16 protein-coding genes are annotated in these 19,891 nt (G+C 66.6%); 7 read left to right on the plus strand and 9 right to left on the minus strand.

Annotated elements, in window-relative coordinates; translation table 11 throughout:
• Window positions 1-139 precede the first annotated feature (139 nt).
• Window positions 140-1,732 carry an isocitrate lyase gene (locus CHU93_RS07910; protein ID WP_094473555.1) on the minus strand — a complete coding sequence of 531 codons (1,593 nt, stop codon included), beginning with the start codon at window positions 1,730-1,732 and terminating at the stop codon, window positions 140-142.
• A gap of 181 nt (window positions 1,733-1,913) precedes the next feature.
• Here CHU93_RS07910 and CHU93_RS07915 point away from each other — a divergent pair, with 181 nt between their 5' ends.
• Complete coding sequence (locus tag CHU93_RS07915) at window positions 1,914-3,311, plus strand: helix-turn-helix domain-containing protein (protein ID WP_243375416.1); 1,398 nt, start codon at window positions 1,914-1,916, stop codon at window positions 3,309-3,311.
• A gap of 7 nt (window positions 3,312-3,318) precedes the next feature.
• On the opposite strand, the gene CHU93_RS07920 is transcribed toward CHU93_RS07915, so the two are convergent.
• Window positions 3,319-3,816, minus strand: coding sequence for a nuclear transport factor 2 family protein (locus tag CHU93_RS07920; RefSeq protein ID WP_165768660.1), 498 nt, complete (start codon window positions 3,814-3,816; stop codon window positions 3,319-3,321).
• A gap of 53 nt (window positions 3,817-3,869) precedes the next feature.
• Here CHU93_RS07920 and aceB point away from each other — a divergent pair, with 53 nt between their 5' ends.
• Both aceB and CHU93_RS07930 read left to right on the plus strand, forming a co-directional pair.
• The gene (gene aceB / locus CHU93_RS07925; protein WP_094473557.1) at window positions 3,870-5,483 is read left to right on the plus strand and encodes a malate synthase A; all 1,614 of its coding nucleotides are present in this window, start codon (window positions 3,870-3,872) and stop codon (window positions 5,481-5,483) included.
• A gap of 117 nt (window positions 5,484-5,600) precedes the next feature.
• A complete protein-coding gene (locus CHU93_RS07930) occupies window positions 5,601-6,230 on the plus strand; it encodes an HAD-IA family hydrolase (protein ID WP_094473558.1) in 630 nt (209 codons plus the stop codon).
• On the opposite strand, the gene CHU93_RS07935 is transcribed toward CHU93_RS07930, so the two are convergent.
• The 5 genes from CHU93_RS07935 to CHU93_RS07950 form a co-directional block, all read right to left on the minus strand.
• Complete coding sequence (locus CHU93_RS07935) at window positions 6,211-6,627, minus strand: VOC family protein (protein ID WP_207759253.1); 417 nt, start codon at window positions 6,625-6,627, stop codon at window positions 6,211-6,213. The genes CHU93_RS07930 and CHU93_RS07935 overlap by 20 nt on opposite strands.
• The gene (ftsH, locus tag CHU93_RS07940) at window positions 6,624-8,582 is read right to left on the minus strand and encodes an ATP-dependent zinc metalloprotease FtsH (protein WP_094473559.1); all 1,959 of its coding nucleotides are present in this window, start codon (window positions 8,580-8,582) and stop codon (window positions 6,624-6,626) included. Before ftsH ends, CHU93_RS07935 begins: the two co-directional genes overlap by 4 nt.
• A gap of 131 nt (window positions 8,583-8,713) precedes the next feature.
• The gene (gene tilS, locus CHU93_RS07945; RefSeq protein WP_165768661.1) at window positions 8,714-9,712 is read right to left on the minus strand and encodes a tRNA lysidine(34) synthetase TilS; all 999 of its coding nucleotides are present in this window, start codon (window positions 9,710-9,712) and stop codon (window positions 8,714-8,716) included.
• On the minus strand, window positions 9,700-10,593 hold the full coding sequence (locus CHU93_RS17540; RefSeq protein WP_165768662.1) for a tol-pal system YbgF family protein: 894 nt from the start codon (window positions 10,591-10,593) through the stop codon (window positions 9,700-9,702). Before CHU93_RS17540 ends, tilS begins: the two co-directional genes overlap by 13 nt.
• Window positions 10,594-10,622: 29 nt before the next feature.
• Window positions 10,623-11,570, minus strand: a complete 948-nt coding sequence (locus CHU93_RS07950; RefSeq protein WP_094473561.1) for a helix-turn-helix domain-containing protein — start codon at window positions 11,568-11,570, stop codon at window positions 10,623-10,625.
• 275 nt (window positions 11,571-11,845) lie between these two features.
• Here CHU93_RS07950 and typA point away from each other — a divergent pair, with 275 nt between their 5' ends.
• The gene (typA, locus tag CHU93_RS07955; RefSeq protein WP_094473562.1) at window positions 11,846-13,666 is read left to right on the plus strand and encodes a translational GTPase TypA; all 1,821 of its coding nucleotides are present in this window, start codon (window positions 11,846-11,848) and stop codon (window positions 13,664-13,666) included.
• A 200-nt stretch (window positions 13,667-13,866) separates the two neighbouring features.
• A complete protein-coding gene (folE, locus tag CHU93_RS07960; protein WP_094473606.1) occupies window positions 13,867-14,460 on the plus strand; it encodes a GTP cyclohydrolase I FolE in 594 nt (197 codons plus the stop codon).
• 6 nt (window positions 14,461-14,466) lie between these two features.
• On the opposite strand, the gene CHU93_RS17930 is transcribed toward folE, so the two are convergent.
• Window positions 14,467-15,336, minus strand: a complete 870-nt coding sequence (locus CHU93_RS17930; protein ID WP_243375419.1) for a PEPxxWA-CTERM sorting domain-containing protein — start codon at window positions 15,334-15,336, stop codon at window positions 14,467-14,469.
• A gap of 157 nt (window positions 15,337-15,493) precedes the next feature.
• On the opposite strand from CHU93_RS17930, the gene CHU93_RS07970 reads away from it, so the two are divergent.
• On the plus strand, window positions 15,494-16,879 hold the full coding sequence (locus CHU93_RS07970; RefSeq protein ID WP_094473608.1) for an MATE family efflux transporter: 1,386 nt from the start codon (window positions 15,494-15,496) through the stop codon (window positions 16,877-16,879).
• On the opposite strand, the gene CHU93_RS07975 is transcribed toward CHU93_RS07970, so the two are convergent.
• Window positions 16,818-18,161, minus strand: coding sequence for a flavin-containing monooxygenase (locus CHU93_RS07975; protein ID WP_094473563.1), 1,344 nt, complete (start codon window positions 18,159-18,161; stop codon window positions 16,818-16,820). The two genes, CHU93_RS07970 and CHU93_RS07975, sit on opposite strands and share 62 nt — an antisense overlap.
• A 124-nt stretch (window positions 18,162-18,285) precedes the next feature.
• On the opposite strand from CHU93_RS07975, the gene CHU93_RS07980 reads away from it, so the two are divergent.
• Window positions 18,286-19,881 carry a sodium:solute symporter gene (locus CHU93_RS07980; RefSeq protein ID WP_094473564.1) on the plus strand — a complete coding sequence of 532 codons (1,596 nt, stop codon included), beginning with the start codon at window positions 18,286-18,288 and terminating at the stop codon, window positions 19,879-19,881.
• The last annotated feature ends 10 nt before the right edge of the window (window positions 19,882-19,891 follow it).

Here is a 19,891-nt window from a genome sequence, read left to right on the forward strand (position 1 = left end):
AACGCAACACTCAAAGCCTCCACGGTTGCTTGATCCGGGGTCGGACGAGTCAAAAAAGGCGGCCTGTGGGGGCCGCCTTTTTCGCTCGCCGTCCGCGCTTGCGCGAGTCGGCAAATAGCGCCGCTATTTGCTCGCCGCGCTACGCGGCGAACTGATTCATCGTGTTGTGCACGCCGCCAGCCTTCAGCGCCGCCTCGCCAGCGAAATATTCCTTGTGATCATCGCCAATGTCGGAACCCGACATGTTCTGATGCTTCACGCAGGCAATGCCCTGGCGGATTTCGGCGCGCTGCACATTCTTCACATAACCCAGCATGCCGGCATCGCCGAAATATTCCTTGGCCAGATTGTCGGTGGACAGGGCCGCGGTGTGATAGGTCGGCAGGGTGATCAGGTGGTGGAAGATGCCGGCGCGGGCGGCGGCATCGCGCTGGAAGGTGCGGATGCGCTCATCGGCTTCGGCGGCCAGTTCGCTGCCGTCATAATCCACGCTCATCAGCTTGGCGCGGTCATAGGCGGTCACGTCGCGGCCATCCTTGGCCCAGGCATCATAAACCTGCTGGCGGAAGTTCAGCGTCCAGTTGAAGCTGGGCGAATTGTTATAGACCAGCTTGGCGTGCGGCACCACCTCGCGGATGCGGTCCACCATGCCGGCGATCTGGCCGATGTGGGGCTTTTCCGTTTCGATCCACAACAGATCGGCGCCGTTCTGCAAGGAATTGATGCAATCCAGCACGCAGCGGTCTTCACCCGAACCCGCGCGGAACTGGAACAGGTTGGACGGCAGCCGCTTCGGCCGCAGCAGCTTGCCGTTGCGCGAAATCACCACATCGCCATTGCCCACCTGGGACACGTCGATCTCGTCGCAATCCAGATAGGAGTTGTACTGGTCGCCAATGTCGCCCGGCTCGCGGCTATAGGCGATCTGCTTGGTCAGGCCGGCACCCAGGCTGTCGGAGCGGGCAACGATGATGCCGTCCTCCACGCCCAGCTCCAGGAAGGCGTAACGGATGGCGCGGATCTTCGCCAGGAAGTCCTCGTGCGGCACCGTCACCTTGCCGTCCTGGTGGCCGCACTGCTTCTCGTCCGACACCTGGTTCTCGATCTGCAGGGCGCAGGCACCAGCCTCGATCATCTTCTTGGCGAGCAGATAGGTCGCCTCGGCATTGCCGAAGCCGGCATCGATGTCGGCGATGATCGGCACGACATGGGTCTGGAAATTGTCGATCTGGTTCTGCACGGCCTGGGCCTTCACATTGTCGCCGGCGGTGCGGGCGGCATCCAGTTCGCGGAACAGGCCGCCCAGCTCGCGGGCATCGGCCTGGCGCAGGAAGGTGTACAGCTCCTCGATCAGGGCCGGCACGCTGGTCTTCTCGTGCATCGACTGGTCGGGCAGCGGGCCGAACTCGCTGCGCAGCGCCGCGACCATCCAGCCCGACAGATAGAGGTAGCGACGCTCGGTTGAACCGAAATGCTTCTTGATCGAAATCAGCTTCTGCTGGCCGATGAAGCCATGCCAGCAGCCGAGCGACTGGGTGTATTTGGCCGGATCGGCATCATAGGCGGCCATGTCGCGGCGCATGATCGCGGCGGTGTATTTGGCGATGTCCAGGCCGGTCTTGAACCGGTTCTGCAGGCGCATGCGCGCCACGCTTTCGGCGCTGATCGATTCCCAGCCGGCCTTGCCGGTGATGGCGGTGGCGGCGGCGTTGACTTCGCTCTGATAGCTCATGGCGGGGCTCCTCTCACGTCTGTTGCAGCGCGAACCTGCAGTAAAACTTGTCAACGCCCTGCGCCTGCGCTAGGGCCCGGTCAACAGATTCTGTCAAAGAATCGTGTGTAAATGTGCCGTTTTCGCCGCGAGAGCCTGTGAAGTTGTAAATCTTTTGACAGACCAAGCCGCCTCGTCCGCTGTGGCGCTGCCCGATAACCTGGGCGGCGGGCGCAAGATCTTTGCCGGCGCGCGCATCCGCCGCCTGCGCAACCAACGCGGCCTCACCCAAACCCGCATGGCCGGCGATCTCGGTGTTTCTGTCAGCTATCTCAATCTGATCGAGCGGGATCAGCGGCCGCTGTCGGCCAGCTTCCTGCTCAAGCTGGCCGAACATTATGATCTCGATATCCGCAGCCTCACCGGCGGGGACGACGGCGGTCTTGTCGATGATTTGTCAAAACTCTTCACCGATCCGCGCCTGATCGGCATTGATGTGCCGAAATCCGAATTGCGTGATCTCGCTGCCCGTTCGCCGGCCATCGCCCATGCCCTGCTGCGACTCGCCGCCGCCACGCCGGCCGTCGCGCCGGAACCGCCGCCGCCGGGGCCGCTCGCCGCCGTCGCCGCCATGCTGGATGCCGCCGGCAATTATTTCCATGGCCTTGATGAAGCCTGCGAGCGACTGGCCGACGAGCTTCGGCTGTCTGGCGCCGATCTCAATGCCGCCGTGATCGAACGGCTGCGCGCGCGCCATGCCATCACCGTGCGCGCCCTGCCGCTGGAGGTGCTGCCCAGCCATTTGCGCCGATTGGATCTCCACGCCCGCCAGCTGCAATTGTCCGAATCGCTGGATGCCGCCAGCCGCGGCTTTGCCGCTGCCGTGCAGCTGGTGCTGATCGAGCTGAAGGCCGAAATTGCCGCCGCCATCGCCGCCGCCGGCATCAGCGATCCACTGGCCAGCCGCGCCGCCACCGTGGCGCTGGGCAAATATGCCGCCGCCGCCACGCTGATGCCCTATGCCCGCTTCCTCAGCGCCTGCGAGGCGACGGGTTATGATGTGGAGCTGCTGCAGGCCCGCTTTGGCCGCGGCCTCGAACAGGTGGCGCATCGGCTCACCACCCTGCACCGCCCCGGCGCGCGCGGCGTGCCCTTCTTCTTCCTGCGGGTCGATCGCGCCGGCACCATCTCGAAACGCTTCGCGCCCGGCCCTTCACCCCTGCCGCTCGCTGGCGGTTGCGCGCTCTGGCATGTCTATCACGCCTTTGACCGGCCGGGCGAAATCCGCCGCCAGCTGGTTGAGCTGGAGGACGGCCAGCGCTTCCTCACGCTCGCCCGCACCGTGCGCACCGCCGCCATGCCCTGGGGCAGCGACCGGCCCAGCTTTGCCATCGGCATCGGCTGCGACATCGCCCATGCCCCTGCTCTGTCGTGGAGCGCCGGCATCGATCTGAACGGCCCGGCCGCCGCCATCGGCCCCGGCTGCCCCGCCTGCCACCGCGCCACCTGCCGCCAGCGCGGCCTGCCGCCCGCCAATGCCCACCTGGCCTTCGACGAACGCCAGCGGGGCCTCACCCCGTTCCGTTTCACCGATGAATAGGCCGCCGCTACAACTGGAGATTGGATGCGTGCAGGTGCAGGATGCGCCACACGCCCTCTCGGCGCACCAGCACGATGGTGCGGCGGCCCAGCCGGTCCGGGTTGTCGAAATGGAAGCTGCAGATCGCCACATCGCCCACCAGCTGCACCAGCAGATCCTGGATCAGATCGGGCCGGTGATAGGGCGGGCCCGGCCGCTCCTTGGGCAAGGTCTGGGCAATGCGGCGCATCAGGGCCGGCATGCCCGGGGCGCGCTTCATGCTGGCTATGGTCGGCAAGGACGCGCCAGCGCTGGCGGTCAAGGCATCAAAGCTGGTCGCGTCTGGCGCAAAGGCCGCTTCCATGGCGGGCAAGTCACAATTGGCGAAGCTGCGCAGGAAGGCGCGCAAAGCCGCTTCGGCTGCGGCGGCATCATCCGGCCCGCTGGCCGCCGCCGGAGCCGCTGCCAGTGCAAGCCCCAGGCTGCCACCCAATCCCAATGCCTCACGGCGGTTGGCCCCGGCCATCTGTCCCTCTCGATTTCGTTCCTGTTTCAACATCCTGACCTGAAAGGCCTGTCATGACCAGCAACCCCGCCCAGAGTCACCCGGAACTTGCCGGAGTCGAGATCAAGGGCGCCCTGCAGCCCGGTTACGACACGATCCTCACGCCGGATGCGCTGGCCTTCGTCGCCCAGCTGCACCGCATGTACAATCCGACGCGCCTCGCCCTGCTGCGCGCCCGTGATCAGCGCCAGGCCTGGATCAACGCGGAAGGCTTCATCGGCTTTGCCCCCGAATATTCGTCCATCCGTGATGACCGCAGCTGGCAGGTGCGCCCCGCCCCGGCCGATCTGGCCGATCGCCGCGTCGAAATCACCGGGCCGTGCGACCGCAAGATGGTCATCAATGCGCTCAACAGTGGCGCCTTCTGCTTCATGGCCTGCCTCGAAGACGCCTCCGCCCCCACCTGGGACGTGATGGTGCAGGGCCAGATCAACCTGCGCGATGCGGTGGCCGGCACGATTTCCCTCGAAGACAAGGGCAAGAGCTACAAGCTCAACGACAAGACCGCCGTCCTCATCTGCCGCCCGCGCGGCTGGCATCTCGATGAAGCGCACATGATCGTGGATGGCGAGCGCGTCTCGGGGTCCATCTTCGATTTCGGCCTCTATTTCTTCCACAATGCCAAGGCCTTGCTGGCCAAGGGCAGCGGCCCCTATTTCTATCTGCCCAAGCTGGAACATGCGCTGGAAGCCCGGCTGTGGAACAATATCTTCATCACCGCCCAGTCGATGCTCAATCTGCCGCTGGGCACCATCCGCGCCACCGTGCTGATCGAAACCCTGCCCGGCGCCTTCATGGCCGAGGAAATCCTCTATGAACTGCGCGATCACATCACCGCGCTGAACTGCGGCCGCTGGGATTATATCTTCAGCTATATCAAGACCTTCCAGAAGGATGGTTCCAAGCTGCTGCCCGACCGGGCGCAGGTGACCATGAAAGTCCCGTTCATGGCCGCCTATGCCGCCCACGTGGTGCGCGTCTGCCACCGGCGCGGGGCCCATGCCATGGGCGGCATGAGCGCCTTCATCCCGGTGAAGGACGATGAAGCCGCCAACCAGGCCGCCTTCGCCGCCGTGCGCGCCGACAAGGAGCGGGAGGCAACGCTCGGTCACGACGGCACCTGGGTCGCCCACCCCGGCCTCGTCAGCGTGGCGCGCGAGGTGTTTGACCGGCTGATGCCCACCCCCAACCAGCTGCACGTCATCCCGCCCGGCGAAGCGACCTTTGACGATCTGGTCACCCCGCCCGAAGGCACCCGCACGCTGGCTGGCCTCACCAACAACATCAATGTCGGCATCGGCTATATCGCTGCCTGGCTGCGCGGCCAGGGGGCGGTGCCGCTGCACAATCTGATGGAGGATGCCGCCACCGCCGAAATCAGCCGCACCCAGCTGTGGCAATGGAAACAGGCCGGCGCCACGCTGGAGACGGGCGAAGTCGTCGATGCCGCGCTCATCACCCGCGTCACCGAAGAGCAGCTGGGCGTCTACAAGGCCCAGGTGGGGGACAATTTCTTCAGCGCCGGCAAATATACCGAAGCCGCCGAGCTGTTCCGCACCCTGGTGCTGGCCGACAAGCTGGAACCCTTCCTGACCAACCCGGCCTACGACTTCTACTTCGCGCGTTAAGAAAAATCCTCCCCCACTGGGGGAGGTGCCCGCAGGGCGGAGGGGGCCGCCTCTCGCTATCCCCAGCTGTCACGCCGGTGGCGGCTGGGGCACAGCAAGGCCAAGGGAGACGCGCAGATGGTCAAGGCGGTGATTTTCGATTTCGGCGGGGTGATCACCTCCTCCCCGTTCGAGGCCTTTGCCCGTTATGAGGCGGCCAACGGCCTGCCGGCCGGCTTCATCCGCACAGTCAACGCCACCAATCCGGATCACAACGCCTGGGCCCTGCTGGAAAGGAACGAGATCGACACCGCAGCGTTCGACAGCCGCTTCCGCGCCGAGGCGCAGGCGCTGGGCCATGATGTGCCGGGCAGCCACGTGCTGCCGCTGCTGGCCGGCGATGTCCGCCCCGGCATGGTGGCCGCGCTCAAGGCCTGCAAGGCGGAGTTCAAGGTGGGCTGCATCACCAACAATGTCGCGAGCGAGGAAGATATCGGCTGGGGCCGCAGCGTGAAGGACATTCTCGCCCTGTTCGATCATGTCATCGAAAGCAGCAAGGCCGGCGTGCGCAAGCCCGATCCGCGCATCTACCTGATGATGTGCGAGGCGCTCGGCGTGTCACCGGCGGATTGCGTCTATCTCGATGATCTGGGCATCAACTGCAAACCGGCTGCCGCACTGGGCATGCATGCCATCAAGGTGACCGGCGAGGCCCAGGCGCTGGCCGATCTCGCCGCCGCAACCGGGATCAGCCTTTCGGCTGGATGAGGGCAATGCGGTTGCCCTCGCTGTCCTCGAACTCGCCCACCCAGCCGGCCGGGCCAATATCCTTTTTCGGATACAGCACGCGCCCGCCCGCCGCGACGGCGCGGGCCAGCACCGCATCCACATCCTCCACCCGGAAATAGAGGATGGGCCCGGCCTTGCCCGGCACATAGACATCGCCCTTGACCAGCGCGCCTTCCGGCCCATCCGGGCCGTCAAACATGGCCATGGCATAGCCATCCACCGTGTCGTTGGTCAGCCGCCGGCCCAGCACCGCCGCATAGAAACGGCTGGCGCGGGCCAGATCGGTCACCGGAATTTCAAACCAGCCAATCATCGGTGGGGAAGCGGCCGCCACCGGTGCAGCCGCCAGCGCCAACGCAACCGCCAGCCACTTCACGCGCCAGCCGGCGCCTCACCAATGCCAGACCCTTGGCCCGTGCCACGCCGGCCGGCCTTCGGAATCGCCGCCCCCGAAGCCGACGGGCGCGCCACCGCCGTGGTGGTCGCACTGCCGCGATCGATGGTGCCGCCTTCCATCACCGTCTTGATCTCGTCGCCGGTCAGCGTCTCATATTCCAGCAGGGCGCCAGCAATGGCATGCAGCTGGTCGATATGATCGTTCAGCACCTGCTTGGCGCGGTCATAACCGGCATTGACGATGGTGCGCACCTCGCTGTCGATCAGCCGGGCGGTTTCTTCCGACATGTTCTGCGCCCGCGTCACGCTGTGGCCCAGGAACACCTCTTCCTGGTTCTCCACATATTTCAGCGGGCCCAGCTTGTCCGACATGCCCCACTGCGTCGCCATCGAACGGGCGAGATCGGTGGCATAGCTGATGTCCGACGAAGCGCCGGAGCTGACCTTGTCATAACCGAAGATCACTTCCTCGGCGACACGGCCGCCCATGGCCACCGCCAGGTTCGCATACATCTTGTCACGGTGATAGCTGTACTGGTCACGCTCCGGCAGGCGCATCACCATGCCCAGCGCGCGGCCGCGCGGGATGATCGTGGCCTTGTGGATCGGGTCCGACGCCGGCTCGTGCAGCGAGACGAGCGCATGGCCGGCCTCGTGATAGGCGGTCATCTTCTTCTCGTCCTCGGTCATCGCCATCGTCTTGCGCTCGACGCCCATCAGCACCTTGTCCTTGGCGTCTTCAAATTCGCGCATCGACACCAGCCGCTTGCCGCGCCGCGCCGCCAGCAGCGCCGCCTCGTTCACCAGATTGGCCAGATCGGCCCCGGCAAAGCCCGGCGTGCCGCGCGCAATGGTGCGGGCGTTCACATCGGGGGCCAGCGGCACCTTCTTCATGTGCACCGAAAGAATCTTCTCGCGGCCTTCGATATCGGGACGGCCCACTACCACCTGCCGGTCAAAACGGCCGGGGCGCAGCAGGGCGGGATCCAGCACATCGGGCCGGTTGGTGGCGGCGATGATGATGATGCCTTCATTGGCATCGAAACCGTCCATCTCCACCAGCAACTGGTTCAACGTCTGCTCGCGCTCGTCATTGCCGCCGCCCAGCCCAGCGCCACGGCTGCGGCCAACCGCGTCGATTTCATCGATGAAGATGATGCACGGCGCGCTCTTCTTGCCCTGTTCAAACATGTCGCGCACGCGCGATGCACCCACACCCACGAACATCTCGACGAAATCCGAACCGGAAATGGAGAAGAACGGCACATTGGCTTCGCCGGCAATGGCGCGGGCGAGCAGCGTCTTGCCGGTGCCCGGCGGGCCAACCAGCAGGGCACCCTTCGGGATCTTGCCGCCCAGCCGGCTGAACCGGCTCGGGTCCTTCAGGAAATCGACAATCTCCTGCAGCTCCTCGCGCGCCTCGTCGATGCCGGCAACATCGTCAAACGTCAGCCGGCCTTCCTTCTGCACCAGCATCTTGGCCCGGCTCTTGCCAAAGCCCATGGCGCCGCGGCCGGCGCCATTCTGCATCTGGCGCATCACGAAAATCCAGATGCCGATCATCAGGATGAACGGCAGCATGTTGAAGAACAACTGTGCCAGCAGCGAGCGGCTTTCCTCCGGCTTGGCGTCAAAGCGCACGCCCTTCTGGCGCAGCCGCTCGATCAGCACATTGTCACCGGGGTTGTAGGTCTTGAACTCCTCGTCGCTGCTGGTCTTGCCAACAATCTCGTCGCCCTTGATTTCCACCGATTTCACCGCGCCATCATCAACGCGGGCGAGGAAATCCGAATAGGCGATGGTGCCCGCGCTGCTGCTGCTGCCCGAACCCTGCATCAGGTTCACTGCCACGGCGAGACCGATGAGGATAACCAGCCACAAGCCCAGATTGCGCAGCCAGGGGCTGGGCGGTCGCTTGTTGGGGCCTTCAGACATGGGCAAGTTCCTGTGTTACGCGCGCCGGCCATGCACAGAACCGGCGCCTGTCACCAAAATAGGGCGGATTGGCCATGTTGCAATTGGCCTGTGCTGTTCTGCCCCGCCTCACATCGCCATTATCGGCGTGTTCATGGCTTTTTTTGGGGCACCCGATGCGCCGGGGCCGCAATCACCTGCCAGCGCACGCCCTGCCCGGGCAACACGCGGCAGCGCACCCCCGCCAGCGTGCCGGCCTGCCCGGCCCCGAGTCGCGCCGCCAGCCGCGCCACCGCGCTGCCCCGCGCCGGGGCTCCGCCGCTCTGCGACACCGCCCGCGCCAGCAACCGCTGCACCAGCGCGGCCGGCAGGCCCGCCACATCAAGGATCAGCGCCGGCCCCGCCGCCTCCACCCGGCTGCGCCAGGCCAGATCGGCGGCCCAGGCCAGCGCCTCGGCCTCGGCCGCCAGATGCGCTGCTGCCGCCGCCAGCGCCGCCGCATCCAGCGCCGGCGTGGCCGCCAGCAGCGCCCGCACCGCCGTGCGATCATGGCGCGGATCATGGTTGGCCGGATCATCCACGCTCTGCCAGCCGGCCGCCGCCGTGATCGCACCCAGTTCGGCACGGCGCAGCGCCAACAGCGGCCGCACCAGCAGCACGCCGCCCAGATCGCGCCGCGCCCGGATGCCGGCCAGGCCATCGCCGCCGCTGGAGCGGTTCAACCGCATCAACAGGGTTTCGGCCTGATCATCGGCGTGATGCGCGGTCAGCAGCAGGCCATGGCCATGGGCGCGGCACCAATCGGCCATCAGGGCATAGCGGGCGGCGCGGGCGGCGGCCTGCACATTGGCGCGGATCGGTGGGCCGTCGCGGTGCAGGATCACCTGGGGCAGGCCGCGCGCCGCGCATTGCGCCGCCACCCCGGCGGCTTCAGCGGCCGCGGCAGCGCGCAGGCCATGATCCACCGTCAACGCCGTGATGCGGCCAGGAAAGGCGGCGGCGGCCAGCGTGAGCAGCGCCAGGCTGTCGGGCCCGCCGGAAACCGCGATGGCCAGACGTTCATCGGGCCGCACCGGCCGGCCCAGCGCGTGCGCGGTCAGCGCGGCGGCATCGGGCAGCGTGAATGCGGGCGCTGGCGTCAGGCCGGGCACTTGGCCTTGGTGCGCTGGCGGCCGGCATCGGCCTTCTGCGTGTCGGTCAGCTTGGCGCCATACACGCTGTCCAACTCGCCGAGCACCTGGCAGGCATCCTTGGGCTTGGCCATGGCATTCAATGCGCCAGCCAGCCCGATCAGCGCATCCGGCGCCGGGGCCGATCGCGGCGCCGTCTGATACACATCCAGGAACGCCTTGGCCGCCTGCGGCTGCTGATTGCGGGCAGCAAAGCTGCGGCCCAGCCAATATTTGGCCTGCGCGACACGCGGCGATTTCGGCCAATCGGCGATGAACTGGGTCATGGCGGCTTCAACGCCCGGCCAGTCCTTGGCCGTCACCTTGGGATAGGCGCCAGCCCAGGCCGCATCGGCGGTTTTCGGCGCAGCCGCCGGCTTGGCCGGGGTAGCGGAGGCAGCGGCCGGCTTGCCCGGTGCGGCGACGGCGGCAACCGGCCCGGAGGCAGCAGCACCCGCAGCCGGCGCAGGCGCGGCGGCATCGGCGGCCGGTTCCGGCGGCTTTTCCAACGCGTTCAGGCGAAATTCGACATCGCCCTTCATGCGGCGCTGCGCGTCTTCCAGCGCCCGCAGCTTGTATTCGATGGCTTCGATCTGGCCAGTCAGGCCCTTCAGGCTCGATTCCAGCCCCTCCACCCGCGCAGTCAGGTCAACAATCGGGCTGGTGGCCGGTGCGGCTTCGGGGGCCGGAGCCGGCGGCGGTGCTTCAGTGGGGGTTTCCGGCGCGAAAAAGCGATTGTCGTCGCCCGGAAACACCTTGCGCTGCACGGCGCGCATCTCGGACTCCAGCTTGCCGACCCGCTTGTCCAGCTTGCCGACATCCACCGCCTGCGCCGCCAGCGGAACAGGCACGGCCAGGATCATCAGGGCAGGCAAAACGAAACGCACGGGGTTCAGGCTCCGGGATTGGCGGGTTGCGGCGACACCGCGGCCGGATTGGCGGCGGCTGGCGCCTGATTTGCCGCCGCGGGCATTGCCGGCACCTGAACAGGCGCACGCCGCGGGCGCACCACCGGCGGCGGCAGCGGCGCTGCGGGATCAAAGCGCGCCGCCAGCGCCGCCGCCGTCAGCACCACGCCATCAATCGTCTGCACCGGCCCGCCCAGCGGCGGCAGCTTCACGCCAGCAACGCTCACCTCGATCACCCCGGCCTTGCCGGCACGCAGCACCAGGTCCGAACCGGCCGGCACCGCATAACGCTCCCCGGCGGCCAGCACGCCCATGAAGGCGCGGCGGCGGGTGGTGCGGTCATAAATCTTCAGCCACACATCCTCACGCGCCAGCAACACCACCGGCCCGGCCGTGGGAATGGCCGGTGCTGCGGCAGGTGTGGCAGCCGGATCCGCCAGAGGTTCGGCCATATGCACTGCACCGCCATAGGACGGCGCAGCGGCAACCGGCGCAGGCGCAAATGGCGCAGGCGCGACATTGTCGGGGCTGGCCACCGGCGTCGGCGGTGGCGGCGGCGCATCAAACACCCCGGCACCATACAGGCCCAGGCCAATCACCACGGCCGCCAGCAGGCCCAGGCTGCCCCAGGCCAGGCCGCGCGACGGCAACCGCGCCTCATCCACCGGGGGCGATTCCGGCACGCTCGGCACATGCGGCATCAGGCTGGTTTCTGCCCGGAACTGGGCCGCCACCGCCTCGGCATCCAGGCCGATGGCGCGGGCATAATTTTTCACGAAACCCAGCGCATAGGGCAGCGCCGGCAGCGCGGCATGATCATCGGCCTCGATCGCCATCAGGTGGCGCAGCGGCACCCGGGTTTCGCGGGCAATATCCACCAGCTCGCGCCCCAGGGCGGCACGGGCCTCGGCAAGAACGGCGCCCGTCGTCATGGCCGGCCCGCCCGGCCCGGACACAATTGTCTTGAGCGGTGAAGGTGTCCCTTCCGCATCATCCTGTTCCACTGGGCGACCCTCCCCTGGGACGGGGAAGCTCTCGCATGATTCGCTGGCGAGTCAATCAGGCCATTGTCTTGATTCGGGCAACCGGAATTTTGCGTCGCAGCAACGAATCTTGCCCAATTCCCGGCCTTGCCCTATGGGCGCAGCCGATTCTGCCGGCGTGGTGCCGGTGATGCCCCCACCCGCTGTCCGGAACATTCCACATCATGACCACCCGCAACATCGCGATCATCGCGCACGTCGACCATGGCAAGACCACGCTGGTCGACCAGCTGTTCCGCCAGTCCGGCACCTTCCGCGACAACCAGCGCGTCGCCGAAAGGGCCATGGATTCCAACGATCTGGAAAAGGAACGCGGGATCACCATCCTGGCCAAATGCACCAGCATCGAATGGAACGGCACCCGCATCAACATCGTCGACACGCCCGGCCACGCCGATTTCGGCGGCGAGGTGGAACGCATCCTGTCGATGGTCGATGGCGTGATTCTGCTGGTCGATGCCGCCGAAGGCCCGATGCCGCAGACCAAGTTCGTCTGCGGCAAGGCGCTGGCGCTCGGCCTGCGGCCGATTGTCGTCGTCAACAAGATTGATCGGCCCGATGCCCGTGCGTCGGAAGTGCTCGACGAAGTGTTCGATCTGTTCGTTACCCTTGATGCCAATGATGACCAGCTGGATTTCCCGGTGCTCTATGCCTCCGGCCGTGGCGGCTATGCCGGCCCAACCGATGATGTGCGCTCCGGCGATCTCACCCCGCTGTTCGAAAAGATCGTCGGCCATGTGCCGTCGCCGTCGGGTGATCCCGATGCGCCGTTCCGCATGCTGGTCTCCCTGCTCGATCGCGACAATTTCCTTGGCCGCATCCTCACTGGCCGGGTCATGTCGGGCACGCTGAAGGTCAACAGCCAGATCCACGCGCTGAACCCGGACAACACGGTGGCCGAAGTCGGCCGCGCCTCCAAGATCTTCGCCTTCCGTGGCCTTGAGCGGGTGCCGGTGGACGAAGCCAAGGCCGGTGACATCATCGCGCTCGCCGGCCTGACCAAGGCCACCGTGGCCGACACCATCGCCGAGCAGAGCGTGACCGAAGCGCTGGCCGCCCAGCCGATCGATCCGCCCACCCTGTCGATGACCTTCAGCGTCAATGACAGCCCCTATGCCGGCAAGGATGGCAGCAAGGTCACCAGCCGCATGATTGCTGACCGGCTGGCCCGCGAAGCCGAAGGCAATGTTGCCATCCGGATCACCGAACTGCCGTCGAAGGACGCGTTCGAAGTCGCCGGGCGCGGCGAACTGCAGCTGGGCGTGCTGATCGAAACCATGCGCCGCGAAGGCTTTGAACTGTCGATCAGCCGCCCGCGCGTGATCTTCGACAAGGATGAAGCCGGCAACCGCACCGAGCCCTATGAAACCGTCGTCATCGATGTGGACGAGCAGTTCAGCGGCACGGTCGTCGAGAAGATGGCCCAGCGCAAGGCCGAGATGACCGACATGCGCCCCTCGGGCGGCGGCAAGACCCGCCTCACCTTCTCCGCCCCGTCGCGCGGCCTCATCGGCTATCACGGCGAATTCCTGTCCGACACGCGCGGCACCGGCATCATGAACCGGCTGTTCGAGAAATATGGCCCCTACAAGGGCCCGATCTCCGGCCGGCTGAACGGCGTGCTCATCTCCACCGACAATGGCGAGGCCGTGGCCTATGCGCTGGGCTATCTGCAGCCGCGCGGCACGCTCATGATCGCGCCGGGCGAGGCCGTCTATCAGGGCATGATCATCGGCGAGAACGCCCGCGAGGAAGACCTGGAGGTCAACCCGCTGAAATCCAAGCAGCTGACCAACTTCCGCGCCAGCGGCAAGGATGACGCCATCCAGCTCAGCCCGCCCAAGAAGCTGACGCTGGAACAGGCCATCGCCTATATCGACGAGGATGAGCTGGTGGAGGTGACGCCCAACCACATCCGCCTGCGCAAGATCCACCTCGATCCGCACGAACGCAAGCGCGCCAGCCGCGCCCGCGCTGCCGGCTAACCGCTTCGTCACTTGGCATTGTGGGCTGCGGCGCCGACTGGGCGCCGTGGCGCGGCTGCGACAATGGCGCGATTGTGGCCAGGGCCAGATGCGCCTAGGCCGCGCGCTCCCTGTCTAAAGTCCCGCCGCAGCGGGCCAGGCTGATGCCTCAAGCTGGAGTTTTCCCCATGACCTCCGCCATTTATGACGATGATGCCCCGATGGACGCACCGGCTCCGGCCGATTTCGTCACCATCCCGCAGGCCGAAGCCGAAGAGGCGGTGCGCACGCTGATCCGCTGGACTGGCGATGATCCCACCCGCGAAGGCCTGCTCGATACGCCCAAGCGTGTCGCCAAGGCCTGGCGCGAATATACCAAGGGCTATGCCGAAGATCCCGGCCAGCATCTGTCCCGCACCTTCGCCGAAGTCGGCGGCTATGACGAGATCGTGATCCTGCGCGACATCCCGTTCCAGTCCCACTGCGAACATCACATGGCCCCGATCATCGGCAAGGGCCACATCGCCTATCTGCCGCGCAGCCGCGTCGTCGGCATTTCCAAGCTGGCGCGCGTGCTGCACGGCTATGCCCGCCGCCTGCAGGTGCAGGAACGCCTCACCGCCGAAGTCGCCGATTGCATCCAGACCCATCTTGATCCGGTCGGCGTCGCCGTGGTGATCGAAGCCACGCACGCCTGCATGTCGGCGCGCGGTGTGATGACCCCCGGCGTGGTGATGACCACCAGCCGCATGATGGGCGTGTTCCGCGACGAACCGAGCAGCCGTTCCGAAGTGCTGCGCCTGATGGGCAAATAAGGCCGCTCAGGCCGGCAGCGCCCGCCGCTGCCGGCGCAGCGCCGCACCCGCCAGGCCAAAGCCGGCCAGCATCATCGCCCAGCTGGCCGGTTCCGGCACAGCCCCGGCAAAGCTCTGGGCATAATTGGCCCCGGTGGCGCCTGTGATATTGACGCCGGTGACGACATTGCCGTGCTGGTTCAGCACCTGCGAAACCCCGCCCCAGGTCACGGTGTGGGCAAAATCGCAGGTGCCCCCGGCCGTGTCCCCGATGTTGCGCGTCTGCGCAAACACCGCACAGGTGAGCGAGACCTTCACCGTCTGGCCCACCAGCGTGTCGAACGGGATGCTGAAGTTGAACGTGCCGGTGTAAGGCCCGCCGTATCGCATCCCGTTCAGGCTGCCGGCGCCGCCCACCACGCCATTCTGGTTGCTCGCCGTGTAATTGAAATCAAACACGGTGGTGGCCAGATCCGGCAACTCCACCTTGATCTCGAAATTGGGATAGCCGCCATTGTCGCTCAACGGCACGGACGATGCCCGCGGCGACAGCAGGCCATCGATGATCAGGCTGGCAACAAAACTGCCCGACGTCAGCCCCGGCGCGCTGACCGTCAGCACATCGGTGAAGCTGACCACGCTGGTCATGCCGGACACCGTGTACATGCCGGTGGTGTTCACCGGCAGGTCGCTGGTGATCGAGGATTTCAGCACACCGGCCGCAGCAGCCGCCACATAATCGCCATCCGGCGTGCTGCCACTGACCGGGTCCCGCGGGCCAGGCCCACTGTTGTTGGCATAGGTGCCCGACTGGCCCGACACATAGATTGATGTGGTCACCGCCATCGCCGGCGTGGCCATCAGGCCCAGGGCGGCCGCCATCATGATGCTGCGCATGTTGTTTCCCCCGAAACGGGCGCGGCTGCGCGCCCCAGTGCAGAACCCCATTTTGCGGCGGTAATTGCCCCGGTCAACGTCATTTGCCTTTGCCCGGTTTGCCCACCGCCGCCGGCCCCTGTATGAGCCGCCGGCAACCACAACCGAGTATCACATCATGGGGCAGGCCCCCGATCACCCCCAGGCGGCCGGTTCCGGCCTGCGCGCGCTCGTCACGCTGGCGGCGCCGGTGGTTGCGTCGCGCCTGGGCATCATGGCGATGGGCCTTGTCGATACCATCGTCGTCGGCCGCCACAGCTCGGCTGATCTCGGCTATCACGCGCTGGCCTGGGCGGTCACCGGCGTGGTGCTCACCACCGCGCTGGGCCTGCTGCACGGCGTGCAGGTGATGACCAGCCAGGCCATCGGCGAAGGCCGCGCGGCCGACACCGGCGCCATCCTGCGCCGCGGCCTTGTCTATGCGCTGTGGATTGCCGTCGCCTGCGCCAGCTTCCTGGCCCTGGCCGGCGGCCCGATCCTCACCGCCTTCCACATGGCGCCGGGCCTCGCCGAAGGCGCCACCCCGGTGCTGCAGGTGCAGGCGGTCTCGCTGATTCCGATCATCATCGCCGATGCCGGCCTGTTCTGGCTGGAAGCGCACGGCCGCGCCCTGCCCGGCACCATCGCCATGTGGCTGGCCAACATCATCAACCTCGCGGTCAATCTGTGGCTGGTGCCCGGCGGCAATCTGCTCGGCGTCGAAGGCGCCGTTGCCAGCGCCTGGGCCACCTTTGCCAGCCGCGGCTTCCTGCTCATTGCGCTCGCCATCATCATCATCCGGTGGGACAAGGCGCGCGCCTATGGCGTGTTCACCCGCGCCCCCGATGATCCGGCCGCCGCCCAGGCGATGCGGCGCGTCGGCTATGGCGCGGCCGGCAGCTATTTCATCGAGTCGTTGGCCTTTTCGGCCATGGCGGTGTTCGCCGGCTGGATCAGCGCCACGGCGGTCGCGGTCTGGGCCGTCGTCATCAACGTGGCAGCGCTGATCTTCATGGTGCCGCTCGGCCTGTCAGTCGCCACCTCGGTGCTGGTCGGCCGCGCCTATGGCGCGCGCGACCGGGCGGCGATGCTGGCCTCGGCCGGCCAGGGCTTTGCCCTCACCACCGTGCTGCTGCTGCTGGTCTCGGCCGGCGTCTGGCTGGTGCCGGATCTGATCGCGTCGGCCTATTCGCGCGATCCCGCCGTCATCGCCGGCATCGCCAGCGCCATGATCCTTTCCAGCCTCTTCTTCCTCGCCGATGGCCTGCAGGTGGTCGGCGCCCAGTCGCTGCGCGCCCGGTCCGACATCGTGGTGCCCACCGCCACCCACATGTTTTCCTATGTGGTGGTGATGATGCCGCTGGCCTGGTGGCTGGGGGTGAAATCCGGCGGCGGGGTGGATGGCCTGATCTGGGCGATCATCGCCGCCAGCCTGCTCTCGGCCCTGCTGCTGTCGGGCCGCTTCATCCTGCTCGGGCGCCGGCCACTGCCGCCGCCGGCCGAACCCGCTTCGCCCCTCGCCTGATCTCGGCGGCCAGATCGGCCACATAAGGCTCGAAATTCACCTGCATGGTGTGGCGGCGGCTGGCATAATAATGGCCCTGATATTTCTTCCCCTCGGCCACGATCACCCGGGCCATCTCGTCCGGCGGCGGCAGCGCATAGCGGCCGGTCAGCCACGCCACCAGCAGCTTTGATTGCTGCTCCGACAGGTTGACCAGTGTCGGCAGCGTCTGCGCCAGGCCCATGAACCACAGGCCGTGCAAGGCCGGATCAGCCTGCACCATGCGCTTGAACAGCGGGATATGATTGTCCACCACCGGCGCGTCGTCGGGGTTCAGGAACGGAAAATCGATGTTGTAACCGGTGGCGGTGATGATCGCGTCCACCGCCTCGCGGCTGCCATCGCTGAACAGCACGCCATCGCCGTCCAGCCGGGCAATCGCCGGGCGCACGACGATGTCGCCACTGCCCACCCGGGTCAGAAACTCGCCGCTCACCGTCGGGTGCGCGTCCAGCGGCTCGTGATCGGGCGCCGGCAGGCCATAATCTTCCATATTGCCCACCAGGCTCTTCACCTTGCGCCGCCCGATCCAGCGCGCCAGCCCCAGCGGCAGCCAGGGCGGCGCCGCCTGCTTGTCGGCCGGCACGCCGTTGAAATATTTGGGCAGCACCCACACGCCGCGCCGGGTCGAAACAATGCAGCGCGCCGTGATGCTGCGCTGGCCCAGTTCCGATGCGATATCGACCGCGCTGTTGCCCATGCCCACCACCAGCACGCGCTTGCCGATCAGATCCAGCGGCGCGAACGGCGTGCGATAATCATGGGCGTGGATGATGGGGCCATCAAACGCCCCGTCCCACACCGGCCGGTTCGGGCTCCAGTGATGGCCATTGGCCACCACCACGGCGCGATAGGCGCGGGTGCCATGCTTCGTGGTCACATCCCAACCGCCATCCCCCCGCCGCGCCACCGCCAGCACCGGCGTTTCAAACTGCACCCGCCCCCGCAGGCCGAAATGATCGACATAGGCGTTGAAATATTGGTTGATCAGGCTGTGGTGCGGAAAATCCGGCCAGTCCGCCGGCACCGGAAACTCCTCGAACTGCAGCCGCCATTTCGACGTGTCGATGTGCAGCGATTGATAGGCGCTGCTCATGCCGTTGGGATTGTCATATGCCCAGTTGCCGCCAATCCGGTCCGATGTTTCGAACCAGTCAAAGGCGATGCCTTCGTCCACCAACCGCTTGGCCGTGGTGAAACCGGAACAGCCGGCACCGATCAGGGCAACAGGGCGCATGTTCATGGCCGCAGTCTATGGCCTGCACGCGCCTGCGCCACCTCACGCTTTGCATACGAATACCCGTGCGCCCACCATTGCCGGCCCCGCCCGGCCATGGCACCCGTTGGGCAAAAGGGGATGGATCAACATGGGGCAGGATGTGTTCGCGCGCGGGCTGGCCGGGCTGGATTGGGCCGTGGTCGCCGCATATGCGCTGGTGGTCATCGGGCTGGGCCTGTGGGCCGGGCGCAAACAGGCCAGCGGCACCGATTTCTTCCTCGCCAGCCGTGACAGCTCGTGGCCGGTGATCGGCCTGTCGCTGCTTGCCTCCAACATCTCGTCCGCCACGCTGATCGGGCTGGCCGGGGCGGCCTATGCCAACGGCATTGCCGTCTACAATTATGAGTGGATGGCCAGCGTCATCCTGGTGTTCTTCTGCATCTTCTTCCTGCCGTTCATCATCCGCGCCCAGGTCTATACCATGCCGGAATTCCTCGAACGCCGCTTCAGCCGGGGCACCCGCGCCTATTTCTCCGGCCTCACCATCTTCCTCAGCGTGTTCGTGGACAAGGCGGCCACCCTCTACGGCGGTGCGCTGATGCTCTCCCTCATCTTCCCCGGCGTGCCCTTGTGGCAGATGATCATGGCATTGGCCGTGCTGGCCGGCATCTACACCATCATCGGCGGCCTGAAGGCTGTGCTCTACACCGAAGTGCTGCAGGCGGTGATCCTGCTCGGCGCCGCCGTGGTGCTCAGCATCGCCGCCTTTGATGCCGTTGGCGGCTGGCACCGCATCGTTGAGAGCGTGCCGGCCTATAAACTCTCGCTGATCCGGCCCATGAATGATGCGTCGGTGCCATGGACCGGCCTCATCACCGGCGTGCCGATCCTGGGCTTTTATTTCTGGTGCACCAACCAGTTCATGGTGCAGCGCGTGCTGAGCGCCCGCAACCTCGATCATGGCCGATGGGGCAGCCTGTTCGCCGGCCTGTTGAAGCTGCCGGTGCTGTGGCTGATGGTGCTGCCCGGCACCTGCGCCATTCTGCTCTATCCGGCGCTGAAAACCCCCGATCTCGTCTATCCCACGCTGATGTTCGATCTGTTGCCCACCGGCCTCCTCGGCCTCGTCGTCGCCGGCTTCCTGGCCGCGATCATGTCGGCCACCGCCTCCACCTTCAATTCGGCCGCCACCCTGTTCACCATGGATTTCGCCCGCCACTGGAATCCGGATCTGGATGGCAAGCGGCTGGTGCTCACCGGCCGGCTGGCCACCTGCGTGTTCCTCGCCATCGCAGTCGTCATCGCACCGCAGATCGAACGCTTCGGCAGCGTGTGGCAATATCTGCAAGGCGCCCTCAGCTACACCGCGCCGCCGATCGTCGCAGTGTTCCTGATCGGCCTGTTCTGGCCGCGCGCCAACGCCCGCGGCGCCGCCGCCGCCATCATCGCCGGCCTCGTCATCGGCATCGGCATGTTCTTCGCCATCAATGTCACCGGCAGCCTCCAGATCCACTTCCTGCACGTGGCGCCGATCCTGCTCGCCGCCTCGGCGCTCGCCATGGTCATCGGCTCGCTCTCCGCGCCGCCGCCGCCGCCGGAAAAAACCGAAGGCCTGTTGTGGAACCGCGGCTTCTTCGATGCCGAAACCGCCGCACTGGCGGGCACGCCGCTCTGGGCCAATTATCGCGTGCTGGCCATCGCCCTGCTGGTGGCCACCGCCGTGATCGTCTGGCGCTTTGCCTGATGCCCAAATG

The organism is Sandarakinorhabdus cyanobacteriorum (assembly GCF_002251755.1).
GTDB lineage: Bacteria > Pseudomonadota > Alphaproteobacteria > Sphingomonadales > Sphingomonadaceae > Sandarakinorhabdus > Sandarakinorhabdus cyanobacteriorum.

Bases quoted from the DNA above. Each gene is read 5' to 3' on its own strand.
- CHU93_RS07910 (WP_094473555.1), bottom strand. From the start codon at position 1,732: ATGAGCTATCAGAGCGAAGTCAACGCCGCCGCCACCGCCATCACCGGC.
- typA (WP_094473562.1), top strand. From the start codon at position 11,846: ATGACCACCCGCAACATCGCGATCATCGCGCACGTCGACCATGGCAAG.
- folE (WP_094473606.1), top strand. From the start codon at position 13,867: ATGGACGCACCGGCTCCGGCCGATTTCGTCACCATCCCGCAGGCCGAA.
- CHU93_RS07980 (WP_094473564.1), top strand. From the start codon at position 18,286: ATGGGGCAGGATGTGTTCGCGCGCGGGCTGGCCGGGCTGGATTGGGCC.
- CHU93_RS17540 (WP_165768662.1), bottom strand. From the start codon at position 10,593: ATGATCCTGGCCGTGCCTGTTCCGCTGGCGGCGCAGGCGGTGGATGTC.
- CHU93_RS17930 (WP_243375419.1), bottom strand. From the start codon at position 15,336: ATGCGCAGCATCATGATGGCGGCCGCCCTGGGCCTGATGGCCACGCCG.
- aceB (WP_094473557.1), top strand. From the start codon at position 3,870: ATGACCAGCAACCCCGCCCAGAGTCACCCGGAACTTGCCGGAGTCGAG.
- CHU93_RS07970 (WP_094473608.1), top strand. From the start codon at position 15,494: ATGGGGCAGGCCCCCGATCACCCCCAGGCGGCCGGTTCCGGCCTGCGC.
- ftsH (WP_094473559.1), bottom strand. From the start codon at position 8,582: ATGTCTGAAGGCCCCAACAAGCGACCGCCCAGCCCCTGGCTGCGCAAT.
- CHU93_RS07975 (WP_094473563.1), bottom strand. From the start codon at position 18,161: ATGAACATGCGCCCTGTTGCCCTGATCGGTGCCGGCTGTTCCGGTTTC.
- CHU93_RS07950 (WP_094473561.1), bottom strand. From the start codon at position 11,570: ATGACGACGGGCGCCGTTCTTGCCGAGGCCCGTGCCGCCCTGGGGCGC.
- CHU93_RS07930 (WP_094473558.1), top strand. From the start codon at position 5,601: ATGGTCAAGGCGGTGATTTTCGATTTCGGCGGGGTGATCACCTCCTCC.
- CHU93_RS07920 (WP_165768660.1), bottom strand. From the start codon at position 3,816: ATGGCCGGGGCCAACCGCCGTGAGGCATTGGGATTGGGTGGCAGCCTG.